The sequence below is a fragment of the Thermanaeromonas sp. C210 genome (assembly GCF_013167955.1).
Taxonomy (GTDB): Bacteria; Bacillota; DSM-521; order Neomoorellales; family Neomoorellaceae; genus UBA12545.
The window spans coordinates 36,892-51,787 of sequence record NZ_BLWF01000002.1 but is presented as its reverse complement, the minus strand read 5'-3'; the positions used below and the strand labels follow the sequence as shown (position 1 = coordinate 51,787).

The 14,896-nt window shown below is 51.3% G+C and carries 12 protein-coding genes and 2 pseudogenes; 4 read left to right on the top strand and 10 right to left on the bottom strand.

What is annotated here, in order from left to right; all coding sequences use genetic code 11:
- The first annotated feature begins 240 nt into the window (after nt 1–240).
- Both TAMC210_RS04350 and TAMC210_RS04345 read left to right on the top strand, forming a co-directional pair.
- The gene (locus TAMC210_RS04350) at nt 241–1,020 is read left to right on the top strand and encodes a cysteine hydrolase family protein (RefSeq protein WP_173297599.1); all 780 of its coding nucleotides are present in this window, start codon (nt 241–243) and stop codon (nt 1,018–1,020) included.
- Nucleotides 1,021–1,269: 249 nt separating this feature from the next.
- Nucleotides 1,270–1,764, top strand: coding sequence for an AmiS/UreI family transporter (locus TAMC210_RS04345; RefSeq protein ID WP_173297598.1), 495 nt, complete (start codon nt 1,270–1,272; stop codon nt 1,762–1,764).
- 129 nt (nt 1,765–1,893) lie between these two features.
- Here the strand turns inward: TAMC210_RS04345 and TAMC210_RS04340 are convergent, their stop codons facing one another.
- The 5 genes and pseudogenes from TAMC210_RS04340 to istA form a co-directional block, all read right to left on the bottom strand.
- The gene (locus TAMC210_RS04340) at nt 1,894–2,436 is read right to left on the bottom strand and encodes a transposase (protein ID WP_173297597.1); all 543 of its coding nucleotides are present in this window, start codon (nt 2,434–2,436) and stop codon (nt 1,894–1,896) included.
- A 7-nt stretch (nt 2,437–2,443) separates the two neighbouring features.
- Nucleotides 2,444–2,647: a hypothetical protein gene (locus tag TAMC210_RS04335; protein WP_173297596.1), complete on the bottom strand. Its 204-nt coding sequence runs from the start codon at nt 2,645–2,647 to the stop codon at nt 2,444–2,446.
- 523 nt (nt 2,648–3,170) lie between these two features.
- Nucleotides 3,171–4,196: pseudogene (gene tnpC, locus TAMC210_RS04330) on the bottom strand (IS66 family transposase); the annotation flags it as partial.
- Nucleotides 4,197–4,540: 344 nt separating this feature from the next.
- The gene (istB, locus tag TAMC210_RS04325) at nt 4,541–5,317 is read right to left on the bottom strand and encodes an IS21-like element helper ATPase IstB (protein WP_173297595.1); all 777 of its coding nucleotides are present in this window, start codon (nt 5,315–5,317) and stop codon (nt 4,541–4,543) included.
- Complete coding sequence (istA, locus tag TAMC210_RS04320) at nt 5,314–6,813, bottom strand: IS21 family transposase (protein WP_173297594.1); 1,500 nt, start codon at nt 6,811–6,813, stop codon at nt 5,314–5,316. Before istA ends, istB begins: the two co-directional genes overlap by 4 nt.
- Nucleotides 6,814–6,914: 101 nt before the next feature.
- On the opposite strand from istA, the gene TAMC210_RS04315 reads away from it, so the two are divergent.
- Nucleotides 6,915–8,006 carry an IS110 family transposase gene (locus TAMC210_RS04315; protein ID WP_173298130.1) on the top strand — a complete coding sequence of 364 codons (1,092 nt, stop codon included), beginning with the start codon at nt 6,915–6,917 and terminating at the stop codon, nt 8,004–8,006.
- 563 nt (nt 8,007–8,569) lie between these two features.
- Here TAMC210_RS04315 and TAMC210_RS04310 read toward each other — a convergent pair.
- The 4 genes and pseudogenes from TAMC210_RS04310 to tnpA all read right to left on the bottom strand — a co-directional run.
- A pseudogene (locus tag TAMC210_RS04310) lies at nt 8,570–9,131 on the bottom strand (IS66 family transposase zinc-finger binding domain-containing protein); the annotation flags it as partial.
- 39 nt (nt 9,132–9,170) lie between these two features.
- Nucleotides 9,171–10,348 (bottom strand): IS3 family transposase gene (locus TAMC210_RS04305; RefSeq protein ID WP_373996437.1). Its coding sequence is split into 2 segments (ribosomal slippage): nt 9,171–10,087 and nt 10,087–10,348, totalling 1,179 coding nucleotides; the frame shifts between segments, so codons are not numbered across the junction.
- 169 nt (nt 10,349–10,517) lie between these two features.
- Nucleotides 10,518–10,877 carry an IS66 family insertion sequence element accessory protein TnpB gene (tnpB, locus tag TAMC210_RS04300; protein WP_173297592.1) on the bottom strand — a complete coding sequence of 120 codons (360 nt, stop codon included), beginning with the start codon at nt 10,875–10,877 and terminating at the stop codon, nt 10,518–10,520.
- Nucleotides 10,871–11,191 (bottom strand): IS66 family insertion sequence element accessory protein TnpA, encoded by a 321-nt coding sequence (gene tnpA / locus TAMC210_RS04295; RefSeq protein ID WP_173297591.1) that lies wholly within the window; start codon nt 11,189–11,191, stop codon nt 10,871–10,873. Before tnpA ends, tnpB begins: the two co-directional genes overlap by 7 nt.
- Before the next feature lie 449 nt (nt 11,192–11,640).
- Between tnpA and TAMC210_RS04290 the strand changes: the two genes are divergently transcribed.
- On the top strand, nt 11,641–12,438 hold the full coding sequence (locus TAMC210_RS04290; protein WP_173297590.1) for an IclR family transcriptional regulator: 798 nt from the start codon (nt 11,641–11,643) through the stop codon (nt 12,436–12,438).
- A 2-nt stretch (nt 12,439–12,440) separates the two neighbouring features.
- Here TAMC210_RS04290 and TAMC210_RS04285 read toward each other — a convergent pair whose 3' ends face one another.
- On the bottom strand, nt 12,441–14,894 hold the full coding sequence (locus tag TAMC210_RS04285) for a DNA internalization-related competence protein ComEC/Rec2 (protein WP_217267262.1): 2,454 nt from the start codon (nt 14,892–14,894) through the stop codon (nt 12,441–12,443).
- Nucleotides 14,895–14,896: the final 2 nt, after the last annotated feature.

The following is a 14,896-nucleotide window of genomic DNA, read 5'->3' as shown; positions in this document are numbered from 1 at the left end:
CATTAGGTCCAGTGAGCAAGCTAACCTAGCACTGAGGAAGTGGAGGAGGTGATGAACTGTCCCGTCATCAGTCTTACCGCGATTCTCCCCCAAGATTTCTCAGAGGTATAATGGCTCTATTTACTTGCTGAGTTCAGGTTTAATGTAATGTAAGAAAATCATACATTCCAATGCAAAAATGCTAAGAAATTGGTTTCCAAGCACTTCACTAAACATCAAAGACCAGAGGAGGTATTCGTTATGGACTTGGTAAAAAGGTATTTAGAAATCTATGGCCGGAAAGAGGATGAACTACTTAAGCCAGAAGAATTCAAATCTGAAGGACTATATGCTGGAGAAAAGGAATTTATTATGTTCGCGGAAAAAGAATATCTTATAGACAAGCACTGGGTGTTTGAAATAAAGAAAGAGGAATGCGCTCTTCTTGTTGTAGATTTACAGGAGGATTTTGTAAATCCTAATAGCCCTTTATGCATTCCTGAAGCCTATCGGCAAATACCGCGCGTTAAAAAAGTTATTGAAACTTGTCGCACATTGGGGGTTCCGGTAATATACATGGCTATCAACGTTGCCCCTGATTGTGTTCATGACATGTATGAATATTGGCCTCCTATCAAGGCTGGAGCTGTTAAAGAAGGGACCCCTGGCGCCGATATTTACCACGAAATATATCCAAAAGAGGGTGAAAGAGTAATACGCTCAAAACATTCGTATTCCTCATTCGCTGGTACTGAACTAGATATGGTTCTTAGACACTTAGGCGTAAAGACAGTGATCGTGTGCGGTACGCTGACAAACGTTTGTTGCGAAACTACTGCTAGGGACGCATACTCGCGCGGTTACCATGTAGTCTTTGGTAGTGATATCAACGCTACTGATAACGCTTTAGCCCATGAGGCAACCTTAAGAACTTTAAGAAGAGCTTTTGCGAGAGTGATGACGGCAGAACAAATTATTCAAGCCTTAACCGAAGGAGATTCACTTTATCATCAAGCTGTCAGTAGATTGAAGCAGAGTTAGTCTGGCTTAACAAAAGCTTCTAAACCTGAACGCGGCAAGAGCGAAGCTATTATGCCTCTTAATGCTTAAATTCGCAGTTTAGGCTTTACTGTACATGGTCACGTTGGCCAAACACGGCCGCTGGTGCCAGAGTTACCTTTGGACGCTCCAACGTGGGGGAGACTCACTGGTTCTTAGTACAGTTTCGAAGGGGGTACAGGCAAAAAAGCTTTGTCTGTACCCTCTAAATAAATGAAAAGGAGGATTTTTATGGTTGCTATTATCCTGTTAATTGCCGCTTTTATTTTCCTAGTAGATGCTGCCTTTATGCTAGGAAAAGTTAACTCCAAAGGGGCGGCTACTGCCAATGCCATCGTAGGGGCGCTAATGGCGGTTTTGGGTCTATGGTCGTCTGGTACAGCGAAAGACGAGGGAACGTTAATAGTTGCAGGACTTACCATGGCCTTTTCGATGTTTTACTTAATTTTCGCTTGGGATCTATTTGGCGATTATGATCTGACTGGTCTTGGGTACTATTGCTTGGGGGCCGGACTTTATGTTGCGCTTACCTCTTACTTTTATTTCAATGCCGGTGATTTGCGATTTGGTCTTTTCGCTTTCTCCTGGGCGGTATTATTCTTAGCGGCTTTTGCTTCTATGGCTTTGAAACTAGCCTGGGGAAGATTTATCGGATGGCTACTGGCAATAGAAGGGATAGTTACTCTCTTATTCCCGGCCTTCCTTATTATGATCGGCAAGTGGTAAAGTTAGCCCTAAATCCGTGATAACCCCCAAATTAATGAGCCCGACTTTACCGCCTCGGGCGAATGTCAAGGGACAGTGAAACTGGCGTATCCGCACCTATGAAAAACCGCAACCCTGATTTTAGATGATTTAGGCTGCAGGAGGGGTTATTTCTGTCATCGTTTGCTCTTCTCCTACGAGAGACGTAATTTTTTGCGGCAAATCATTGTCAACTTTGTACGGCAGCGCCCTTTTGTGCATGCGGCGTATTTTCTTTTGCCGCAACTCCTCTTTGAGGTAGCGATACTCCGTGTTCTTCGTCAGCATCGCCCAGATGATGGTGAGTAGCTTCCTTGCCGCTGCTACAATGGCAATCTTATGGCCTTTGCGCTTTTTGAGCGTTAAGTAGAAGTCCCGCAGAGCGCCGGGCTGTCTCACCGCCGTCTGGGCAACCTGAATGAGGACCCAGCGCAGCATGCTCCGGCCCGCCTTGGTGATGTGTCCGGTGTACCTGGTCTTGCCCGACTGGTGCACCGAAGGAACCAGGCCGGAAAAACTGGCCAGCTTTTTCGCCGAGGCAAAGCGCTTGATATCGCCAATCTCGGCTAGGATGGTCAGGGCGGCCAGGACGTCTATCCCGGGTATGCCCAGAAGGATCTCCACCCCGGGCAGGGCAATAGCCCTTAGGTTCAACTCTTTCTCAATGGCCGCGATTTCCGCCTCTAATCATGGAGGCATTGTCGGTGGCTTCAAGCGCCACCTTGCAGTTACGGTCGAGTTCTTTGGCGAACCGCTTCCACTCCTTCTTCTCGTTGGGGAAGCGGAACCGCCTGATGGAGTTATCCGGCAGAAGCTCTGCTCCCTCGCAGTAGGACTTGTGGACATCAAGGCCAAAATACCGCAATCCTGACGCACCTCCGTTTCTTTTTGGGGCAGGCAAAGGTAAGCGCGACACTCACCTATTCGGGCTTTTTAGCCCACTTGGGCGGGTCGAGGGGCGGCCAAACAGTTTGTCGGGCTCTAAGCCCATGGGGATACACAGCCGCCCTGCCTGCACCCACCTTTGCTTGTATCCCACCCTAGTAGATTAATTCGTCAGGGTTGCGGTTTTATCATGCCAACAGTTTTAAATTTCCGGCATCAAGTAAGGTAGGAAGCATAATAGTTTCGGTAGCAACTTGGCCTTAAAACTTTGAATGTATAATATCCAAATATCCACCTTGTGTCAAACGTCAATGGAAACAATGGAAATAATGTCCGGTAAAATATAATGCTCGAGTAGAGGTATGCCTCACGGCATACCTCCCTCACAGAACCGTGCTTGCGCAATTAACGTAAGCGTCAAATACTACCCACCTTGTTGGGTTGTGGTAGTAAGCAAAGAACCCCTACCGAATCATCTAAGGTAGGGGCTAAAACAAGTTTAATTAATTATTCATCCGGCAAATGGGGGGCAGAGTATCCGACCACGGCAGGAGTTGATCTAATTCCTCTTTATCCTGCGGGTCCAGGTTGGGCAGCCTTTCGAAGAGGTAAGTAAGGTAGTGGAAGGGATTTAATCTATTCTCCTTGGCTGTTTCTATGATACTGTAGACAATAGCACTCGCTTTAGCACCCCGCGGGGTGTTGGCAAATAACCAGTTCTTACGGCCAATAACAAAGGGTTTTATAGAACGCTCGCTGCGGTTGTTATCAATTTCCAAACGCCCGTCTTGTAAAAAGGCGACAAGTTTATCCCATTGGCTAAGGCAATAGTAAACCGCCTGCCCAAAGGCACTTTTGGGCAGCACCTGCGCTTTCTGCTTCTTAAGCCATGCTAAAAACTCGTCCAGCACGGGCTGGCTGCGCACCTGGCGGATTTGATACCGTTCTTCTGGTGTAACGTCTTTAAGCTCGCGCTCTATGGCAAAAAGCCTGTTGCAGAACTCCAGCCCCTCCCGGGCAGCCACTGCTGCATGGCGTTTTTCCTCCGGCAGGGCTTTTAAGGCTTCGTCGAACTTGCGCCGGGCATGGGCCCAGCAGCCCACCAGGGTAACATCCGAAAGCTCATGGTAGCCGGCATAGCCGTCAACATGCAGATAGCCCTTAAAGCCTGCCAGGAACCGGCGGGGGTGTTTGCCGGCCCGGGTGGTCTGGTAGTCGTAAAGAATTATGGGGGGACTGTCCCGCCCCGTACGGTAAAGCCAAAGGAATGATTTGGTGGTAGGCTCCCTTCCCGGTTCATGAAGTACCTGCAGGGTAGTCTCGTCGGCATGGAGGAGGTCTCTTTTAAGAAGGTGTTCATGGAGACGGTCATAAATAAGGGTTAAGTAGGTGTTAGCTCCATGGAGCACCCAGTTGGCCATGGTCTGCCGGGAAAGGTCTATCCCCCAACTTTTAAACTGCTGCTCCTGGCGGTAGAGGGGTAGCCCCTCCCCGTATTTCTGGGTCATAATGTAGCTTAGACATAATGGAAGGGCCAGCCCCACAGTAGCGATACGTAGGTTATATTGGTACAATAGGTACCAATACAGAGCTACAAGCTAAGGAGGCTGGCAAGATGAATTATACCACATATGTAGGGCTGGATGTTCACAAGGATAGCATTTGTATTTGTCAATCGAAAAATTGACCACTTGATCTCTTGAAAGTTGACCACCTGTATAGTTTGGTTTCGCTAGGACTATGTTTACTTATTTTAGAATAGCAACCACCTCCTGGTTTTGCTTAATTAATATTTGTTGCTCGCATAATGTTAACCAAGGTTGGCCGGGCTGGCTCGGGACGCCGTTTAGCTTACGTGAAATACTTTCAGCTACTATGCAGAGGCAGAACTAACCAATCCTTCCTCTTGGCGTCGCCTTAAACTCTGACGGAAGCGATAGCTTTCCCCGTTCATGACCAGGATATGGGCATGATGGGTGAGCCTGTCCAGGAGGGCAGCAGTCATCCTTTCATCTCCAAATACTTGTACCCATTCGCTGAATTCGAGATTGGAAGTAATGAGCACACTCCCCCTTTCATACCGGCCAGCCAAAAAGCGGAAGAGGAGCTGGGCTCCTTCAGTGGTATAGGGTACATAGCCCAGCTCGTCTACCACTACCAGGTCTTGCTTTAGCCACTGCTTTTCCAAGGAAAGTAATTTATGTTCCCGGGCAGCTGCTAAGAGTTCTGTAACCAGGCCGGGGGCAGTATAAAAGCGTACACGGCAACCCTGCCGGCAAGCACATAAAGCCAGGGCAATGGCCAAATGGGTTTTGCCGGTTCCACTGTTACCAAGGAAGATGACATTTTCCTTGGCTTTGATGTATTCTCCCCGGCTTAGAGTTAACACCTTAGGTTTACTCAAGCTTGGTAAGGCAGTAAAGTCGAATTCTTCCAGGGTTTTGAAGTAGGGGAAGTTGGCCCGGCGGATACGGTTCTTAAGGGCGCTTTCTTCCCTGCTCAATACCTCTTGTTCCAAAAGAGCGCATAAGTATTCTTCATAAGTGCGGTTGTTTTCTGCGGCTGTACGGGCCAGACTTTTGTAGTGCCGGGCCACCGCTGGAAGTTTTAGTTTGTGTAAATACTCTTTAAGAAGAAGTTCTGTGCTCAATGGACTATCCTCCCGTTATTACAGCTTCCCAGGAGGTCGAACTGTTTTAAGTTCGGCCTAGACACCCGGTAAGCTGATAGGTCTTGGGTTCCTTGGGAAATGAGGCATTTACCGGTTAACTGCTCAAGGATACTTCTAACTCCAGGGGCATGGTAAACTCTTTCGTCTAAAGCTTTATTTAAAGCTAAAGTTAGAGCGTCCCATCCCACTTCCCGGTGGTACATGAGGATCTGGACAAATTCCTTTTCCGGTTGGGCATGATGTTCTTTTAAGGCCGCCAAGTACCGGTGATATACTGGCGGAAGGTCTGCACGATGAAAGGGCTTAGCATCCTCCAAAGCCCTAGGTTTGCGGTATAGGGCTTCTAAGTAATGGTCCAGGTCATATATCTCCTCTCCTGTGCCATAAGAGCGGCGGTGAGTGGCCACCAGCCGGTGGTCAGCGTAGATTTCCACCCGGTGAACGTAAGCCCTGACCACCACCAGGCGACCTGCACAGGAGGGAGGTACAGAGTAGTAATTGTTTTCAAAGCGCACAAGTTGGTTTTGGGCAGCTTTGGCCTCAATATGACGGTAGCAGGGGAAGGGGTGGGGAGGTAGAGGAAGGAGATGTTTTTTCTCTTCCTGCCAGGCTTCATACACCGTCATCTTGGAGCCGGGCACCTTGTGAGTGCGGGCATAATCTAAACAGCGCTTAAGAAACAATTCGTTTAGCTCCGCCCAATCCGAAGCTTCCGGAGTGGGGGTGAAGAAGTTGCGGTGGACAAAGCCTACCAAGTTTTCCACCCCGCCCTTTTCATTCCCCTTTCCGGTATTACAGTACCGGCTTTCAAAAAGGTAATGGCTACGGAAGGCGATAAAGCTGTTTTGTTCAATGCGGTTTCGGCCCGCAAGCACCTTGAAAACAGCTGTCTTTAAGTTGTCATAAGTGATACTCAAAGGAACGCCGCCCAAGAAGATAAACCCCTGGGTATGGCCTTCGAAAAAAGCTTCCTGCCTTTGGGTGGGAAAGGCCATAACAAAGGGCATCCGGCTAAATCCTAGACGTAGACAGAAGAACTGGACCAGGGTTTCTTCTCTGTCCAAAATGGCCACATCCTCACCCCAATCGCACTGGGCATTACTGCCGGGGCGGAACTCTAAAGGGATAAAAGTTTCTTTAGCGTTTCTACGCAATTCTCCAACTAGCCGCCTTATAGTAGAAGGGCTTCCGGTGTAACCGTATTCTTCCACCAAACGCTGGTATATACGTTCTCCCGTGAGGTGACGCTTATTCTTTTGTTCTTCAGCCACCCACTGGGCCAAGACCTCCCGGATATGCCCGGTCACAGGTCGGGGTCTGGGAGACCTAAGGTGATACATAGGTGGTTCTGCATCTTCGAGGGCTTTTCTTATGGTTTGCCGGGCAAAACCCAGTTCTCTGGAGATCCACCGAATGGATTTCCCTTCTACGTAATGGAGCCTGCGGATCATCTCCTTATCGACCACGTCGATCATCCTCTTTCCCCCTGTTGCCGAAGGTTTGTCCCCTTCAGCATAACAGGGAATGTGACCAGGGTGGTCAACTTTTCGCTGATCATCTGGTCAACTTTTAGAGTATCAAATACAGCCTTTCCGTAGCCATTGCCAAAGCGGGACGTGAAGAAGCAGAAAACCTGGGTAGTATGGCCAATGAACCCGAAGCGATAGCCAAATTGGTGCGGCGCTTAAGAGAACCGGTAGAGAACCTATTATTCTGTTACGAGGCTGGTCCCTGCGGTTATAGGATTTACCGGCAGCTCAAAGCCATGGGAGTTGACTGTCTGGTAGTAGCCCCCTCCTTAATACCGCAAAGACCAGGAGAACGAATAAAAACCGACCGGCGGGATGCCAAGAAACTAGCCCGTTTACTACGGAGCGGCGAATTAACGCCGGTGTGGGTACCGGATGAAAAGGAGGAAGCCTTACGCGACCTGACCCGCGCCTATGAAGACGCCAAGGAAGATATTCTTCGCAAGAAAAACCAGATTGGCAAACTGCTATTACGGTTAGGCTTAAGGCCACCGTCAGGAGTAAAAGCCTGGACTGTCAAATATCGCCAGTGGCTAAATAGTATTCGGTTTAACCAACCCGGGCAGGCAATAGTACTGAAAGAATATATTCACGCCCTGGAAGAAGCGGAAGCCATGGCAGAGCGTCTGGAAAGAGAGATAGCCGTACTGGCCGAAGAAAGTGACCAGGCGCCAGTTATCAAAGCCCTGCAGTGCTTACGAGGCGTAGCCCTGATTACCGCCGCAACGGTGGTAGCCGAAGTAGGGGAACTAACACGCTTTGAGTCACCCAAGGAACTCATGTCATATGCTGGCCTGGTTCCCAGTGAATACTCCAGTAGCGGCAAGCGGCGTCAAGGTGCTATCACCAAATCAGGCAACGCCCACATACGCAGGGCAGTAGTCGAAGCCGCCTGGCATTACCAGAGAATACCGGCCGTAGGTTATGGGCTAAAGAAACGACAAGAAGGACAATCGGAGAAGGTAAAGGCTATCTCCTGGCAGGCACAACACCGGCTTAATTTAAAGTTCCGCCGCTTAACAGGAAGGGGAAAGATGAAACAAGTAGCAGTAGTAGCAGTAGCGCGGGAGTTGCTAGGGTTTATGTGGGCGATAGCTCAGGAAGTAAAGCGGGAAGAAAGTCTCGCCAAGATTGCCTAAAGCATTAACCCCCTCACTGCACTAGCTAAGACCCAGGCAGTTATAAAGTTATTGCCAATATCAATAATCACAAGTAGGGTGTAGGAGCCAGTAGGTGGAGTTCGGCAGCGGTAAGGAGAATCCCCGGCACCTCCTATGTGCCAGGCAAATTTAACCTGATGCACGTTTTTAGACCGGGGCAGCTCCCGACGCATAAACGTCTTGTGGTAACCAATCCACGTATATCAGGCTGAGCAACCGTCGATTGAGCCCAACCCACCTATTGTCCCCTACACCCTGGCCGAGGGGTGGGAAAACAAGAAGAAAAATAAAGCACAATCCGCCCGGCAGCTTTTGGGGATTATAGGGCGGGTCGCTGCGCCTGTCAAGGGTAAAGCCTTGCGGCCCGCCATGCGGCCCTTGACAGGCTTGCTCCCCGCCCATAATTGGCTACCAGAGCCGGGCGGAAGAAGTTAAAACCCGTAGACGTCCAACTTTAAATTGCTGCCTTGAGCAGGGGAGGGATATTTCTGTCCTAAAACAGGTTTCGCAAAAAATTTTCAGAGGGGCTTGACAAGGCCCTTCCATATCAGGAGGGAGGGAGATACCGGGCTTCCCGGAAGTACAGGAGCAGGCATGGGCGCCGTGATAACCGGGGTGGTTATCTCTTTCCTCTCGCAGCGGCGGCAGGAATAAACGTAGCGCACGTGCTTAACCACTTTCACCTTGGCCGGGATAATTTTGAGCTCTTGCCGTACCTCGGTGCCCATTTCATGTAAAGGGCCACCGCAGCAGGGACAGAGCCTCTCTTCTTCCGGTAGGCGGTGTTCTACCACCTCAACCGGTAAATCTTCCAGGTTCATCTCCCGGCGGCTGCGACCTTTGCGGCGCTGGTAGGTGATGGTCTCCAAATCCGGTTCAGCTGCTTCCGGCCGGGCTTCCACTTCCGCCTCATTAAAAAGCAAAAGCTGCTCTTGTAGGGCGCAGGTCCGCTCGCTGGAAGAACCGAATTGCCTTTTCTTGCTTAAACGGAACTGCTCCATAAACTAATTTAAACTTAGCGGTAAGTTCGGCATTCTCCCGTTCCAGCTGCATACATTGTTGTTCCAATTGAGCACAGTGCTCTCGCAGTTCTTCTATGGTCATGGTAGCTATTGGACTTCCCCCGGTTAATTGGACACCAACTTAAGCCACCTTTATCAGGTTCTCATAGTTTTTCTCGAATTCTTCCGGTGTCTCATACCCAAGGGCTGAATGTAATCTGAGACGATTGTAAAAAACCTCGATGTACTCAAAGATTTCCACTCTGGCTTCTGCCCGGGTTTTAAAACGGCGATGGTATACGAGTTCCGTCTTCAAGGTTTTGAAGAAGCTTTCCATAGGGGAATTATCCCAACAATCTCCCTTGCGGCTCATGGAACAGATAAAACCATATTGCCGGAGCAGTTGCTGATAATCGTAGCTCGCATACTGGCTGCCGCGGTCGGAATGGATGACCAATCCCCGACCGGGACGGCGGTTGGTGATGGCCATATGCAGCGCCTCGATGACCAGTTCCCGGGTCAGATATTTCTGCATCGAATAACCTATAATCCTTTTAGAATAGAGGTCCATAACCGCCGCCAGGTACAGCCAACCCTCATCGGTGTTGATATACGTGATATCCGTTACCCATCTCTTATTGGGGCTATTAGCAGTAAACTCCCTGTTTAAGATATTTTCGGCCACCGGAAGGTTGTGTTTAGAGTCGGTGGTCACCTTGAATCTGCGTTTTTGGATGGCCTGGATCCCCGCTTCTCGCATCAGCCGTTCGACCCTCTTTTTGCCGCAGTGGATACCCTCCCTGCCCAGCTGCTTATGGATGCGGGGACTACCATACGTTTTCCGGCTCTTGTTGTAGATATTCACGATTTGTTCCTTGATAATTTCATCTTGTATCCTGCGTTGGCTTACGGGCCTTTTTAGCCAGCGGTAATATCCTGTCCGGGACACCTTTAAAACTCGGCACATCGTCTCGACACGGAAAGTTCCCGTGTGCTCCCGGATAAACCGATATTTCATCTCGGTGTTTTGGAGAAGATGGCCACAGCTTTTTTTAAGATGTCCCGTTCCTCCTGGGCGATTGCCAGCTCTTTTTTCAGGCGGCGGTTTTCCTCTTCCAAATCGGTGCCGCGCATCTGTTTTCCTATACCGGGAAAGGCTCGTTCTCCGTATTTTACCTGTTCCCTTTGCCACCTGCTGAGCATGCTGCTGTTAATCCCCAGGTCGCGGGCAATCTGACTGGTAGTTTTGCCGCTGGTGCGGCATAGCTCGACGGCATTGCGCTTGAACTCTTCATCATATTTTCGTCTGGACTCTCCCATGGACACAGCGCCTCCTTGCTCTAATTATATACTCTTAACTCTGTGTCCTACAAATCGGGGGAGGGTCATATATACTTAGCAGTGTCCATGCTTTAATAATTTGATGAATCAGCCCAAATTCCTCTAAAATAAACCATAAGGTGAAAATATTTCTTCCTGATGCTTTATATTACAAGATGGCGCGCGCTTTTACCTCAGGATGGGCTTTAGGCTGGTTTAGGGGGAGGCCGTCAAGCAACCAGCGCAGTTCCCGGCGGCTTATGGTGATGGTGGAAGAAGAAGTAGTGTCTTGAGGCCATATGAATTTGCCCTTCTCCAGCCGGCGGTAATAAAGCCAAAACCCGTTGTGCTCCCAGTGGAGGATCTTCAGTTTGTCCCTTTTACGGTTGCAAAAGACAAAGAGGCAGGAAGAGAAGGGGTCCAGCTCGAAACCCTCCTTGACCAGCACTGCCAGGCCGTCGATGGACTTGCGCAGGTCGGTGGCGCCGCAGGCGAGATAAACCCGGTCGATGGCCACTTCGTTTAGCATAAGCTTACCAGCACCTGAACTACCTTGGTGAGCAAATCCGGGTCAAAGCCGGGTCTTATCTCAATGCTGGCCGGTCCTATTTTGACCAGTAGGGCCTGTTCTGGGGAACCTTCCTCGCTTATTTCTACCGGCAGCCACCGGTTGGAAATCTCCGGAGGAGACGGGGTCTGGTTCTTAAACTTCCGCAGCCAGTACCATAACTGCGTGGGGCTAATGCCCTCATGGAAGGCGCACCATTCTTTAACGCTTTGCCCGCTTTCTCTGTATTCGGCTATGCGAGCTTCCCATAGTTTTTGTAATTCGGCTCTGGTCATAAGGGGAAATCCTCCTCAGTTCGTTTTCTGAGGAAGATTATCCCTTAAACTCGAGCACTGTGCCAAGGTGGGTTGTATTTGACGCTTACCAATTAACGCACACGGCTCCTCAAGGAATCCTTCACGTAATGTATGCGGACGGCAACCGAATCTCCATGATATTCACATATATCCTGGGACTTGGTAAGGGGTACTTTTCTAGGAACCTTTCGAACTTCTCACCGTCGAAATCTTATCCCAAGGAATTGATTAAAGTGTAAAGCCCAAAGAGGTTCCTGAGCCCTGGTCGAGCTTATGGTAAAACGAAGCGGGGGATGGTATTTTGACCCATCCCCTTTTTATTTTTAGAGAGAGGAAATTAAATAGATAAAGCGAATTAATATCTATATAGCCGAATACCATACGGTTATAGCGTACACCCGGTTAGCGGTGTAAGGGGGTTCTTAACCATGGAGAATACTTCCCAAATAAGGTCGGTAGCTAAGGCGCTGAAAATCATTGATGTCCTGGCCGAAGCGCGAGGGGAATTGGCTCTGCACGAAATTGCCGGTAAGCTAGGGCTGGCGAAGAGTACTGTCCATGGACTGCTTTCCACTTTGCGGGATTTTGGTTACGTGGAACAATCGATCTTTACTGGGAAATACAAACTGGGCTTAAGGCTCTTTGAACTGGGGAATATTGTGGCCCACGGCTGGGATGTGCGAACCGTTGCAGCCCCCTATATCCAAAAGTTGGTAGATGAGTTAGGGGAGACCGTCCATCTGGTGGTCCTGGACAAAGGCGAGGTTCTGTATATCGATAAGCGGGAAAGCCACCAGTCTTTGCGAATCGTATCCCAGGTGGGCATGCGGTTGCCGGCCCACTGTACCGGCGTGGGCAAAGTGCTTCTAGCCGCCCTACCGCCAAGCGAAGTGAGGCGTATTATTGCTACTAAGGGGTTGCCCCGCTTTACCAAGAACACCATTACCGATCCCAGAGCTTTGGAGGCCGAGCTGGCCAGGGTGCGCGCCCAGGGGTATGCGATAGATAATGAGGAAATTATGGATAGTCTGCGCTGTGTGGCCGCCCCCATTCACGACCACAGTGGAAAGGCTTGCGCTGCCATCAGTATTTCGGGACCGGTTGCCCGGCTCGAAGGAGAAAGGCTTAAATTAGCCATAGAACTGGTAACGCGGACGGCGGCGGAGATTTCCGCCGGCCTGGGGTATCGGGCAGAGCAGTTTATCCGTACGCCCCTCAGCCCCTAAAATTAAGGGTGCACCACCAGCTCCTTCCCGCCCATCATGCTTTCCACCTCGATACGTTTACCGTTGCTGAGGCAGGTGATGGCTCCCTGCAGGTCAGTGCGGAGTACAGGCACTCCCTTTTCCTGCCAGTAATCCAGGACCTCCCGCGCCGGGTGCCCGAAGTTGTTCCCGGCTCCTACTGAAATAACGGCCACTTTAGGATTTACTTGCTCCAAGAATTCTCCATGCAACCCGTACCGGCTGCCGTGATGGGGGACCTGGAAAACTGTGCTGGCCGGGACAAAACCGGAGTCCACCAGGTCGGCCATGGCGTTGGCCTCGATATCTCCGGCGAACAGGAAGCTCGAGTCACCGTACTGCAGGTAGGTTACCAGGGAACGGTTATTGCCGTCGGAGGCGATATAGGACCCGGCCGACGTGGGGTGAAGAAACCGGAAGCGGACGGAAGGATCTAACCGCAGGGTATCCCCCCGGCTGGCCTCAGCCCAGGGTATTTCCTTGACCCTTAAGCGGTCTAGCAGGGGCTCGTATTCCTCCTGGAAGGCGCCCGTTAAGGGAGGAAGTACGACTAGAGAAACGGGAATTTCTTCTACCACGGCCAGGAGCCCCCCTAGATGGTCGGCGTCGGGATGGGTGCTGATCACCACGTCCAGGGCCTTGATCCCCTGGCGGCGAAGGAAAGGCACTACTACTTTACGCCCAATTTCCTCCCCCATATTTTCGTCCGGCCTTCCTCCGCCGTCTATAAGCACATGTTTACCCTGAGGTGTCGAGATAAACACGGCATCTCCCTGACCCACATCCAGAAAGGTTACCCGGAGGTCCCGGGGAGGAGGAGAACTGAGGAGGAATATTAAGCCAAGGGCAGAGGCCGCCACGAGCAAGAACAGAGGCCCGCGAACCCAGCCTGTCAGGTACCGCGACCGCCACCAGATACGGCGGGGGTGGTTCCACCTCAAGTATATTTCCCGCAGGAGTATCAAGCCCGCATAGTATGCTCCTATTAAACTCCACGAAGGAGTGGTCACGGTTATGGAAACACCGGGTATACTGCCCAACAAGGATAAGGACCATAAAAGTATTTGCAACAGGGGCTCCAATCCTGCAGCCAGAGCGGCGGCGACCGGAGGGAAGACCTGGGCCAGCAGAAAGGCGGCCAGGCCGAGGATGACAATGAGCCCAACCGGCAGCAGAGCCACGAGGTTGGCGGGCAGACTCAAAAGGGGAAAGATATTAAAATAATAGGCTATTAAAGGCGAGACGGCCACCTGGGCCGCCAGGGGAACTACTAGATACTGCCGCCCGGGTACGCGGGAGAGAAGGCCGTCGAGGAGGGGATACAAGTAAACGATGCCCCAGGTGGCCAGAAAGGAGAGCTGAAAGCCTGGATCGTAGAGGGAACGGGGCCGGAACAGGAGGATGATCAGGGCGGCCAGGGCCAGGGACGTATAAAAGGAGGCCCGCTCCCGCTTCCAGTAGGCCAGAAGCCCGATGCCCCCCATGATGGCGGCTCTGGTAACGGAGGGGGTAAAGCCCACTACTGCGGCATAAAAAATAAGGCCGGCGATACCGACGGCCACTGCCGCGGGCAAGGGAAGACCTAGGATACCGCCCAGGCCCATGAGGAAAAAGAGGACGAAGCCCACATGCAGGCCGCTTACGGCAAAAAGGTGAAACACCCCCAGGTGTTGAAACGTATCGGCATCATTTTCTTCCAAGTACTCCTTGTCGCCGAAGAGGAGGGCCTGCAGGAGGCCGGCCTCGCGGGGTGGCAGGGTGGAAAGGACTACCTGCCGGGCCTTCCCTTTAGCGGCCAAGGCGAGGTGAATCAGCGGATTCCCGTGCTCTGATCCTATTCTGGTCATAGCGTCCGGCTGGGTGATTAACATCTGGTTATAAATATAATTTCTCGCCAGATAAGCGCGGTAATCCAGCTCGCCAGGGTTACGGGCCGGAGGGGGGGTTACCAGCTGGCCGTGGATCCGGAGGACGTCACCGTAACGGTAAAGGGGCGCAACCGAGGTCTCCGGCGAACTGTACACGACAACCTGGACCCGCTCGTTTACCCTTTTCCGATAGGCGTGCTGGCGGATTTCCCGGGCGGCTACGGTATACACTGTTCGGCCGGGATAAACCTGGGGGTCCTCTACCACCATGCCCGTGAGGTCCAGAAAAGTGTTGCGGTCCTCTGCTAGGCTGCTTTGGTGGTGGCGGACATCCCATGTACCGACCAGAAGCCCCAGAAAAAAGAAGCCCGCCAGCCAGAAGGCCCGCCCTCCGACCCCTGGGGCAGGAGGGTGGAAAAGATAAGCCATGGTCCAGGAGATAAGGGTTAAGGCCAGGGCCCACCACGGCTCCAAGGGGAGCACCGGTACCAGCAGTAAGCCGGCTACATAAGCCAGAGCGGCTATGACGGGCAGGTTTGCCAGCATACGGTAAATTTCGCCAGGAATCAATG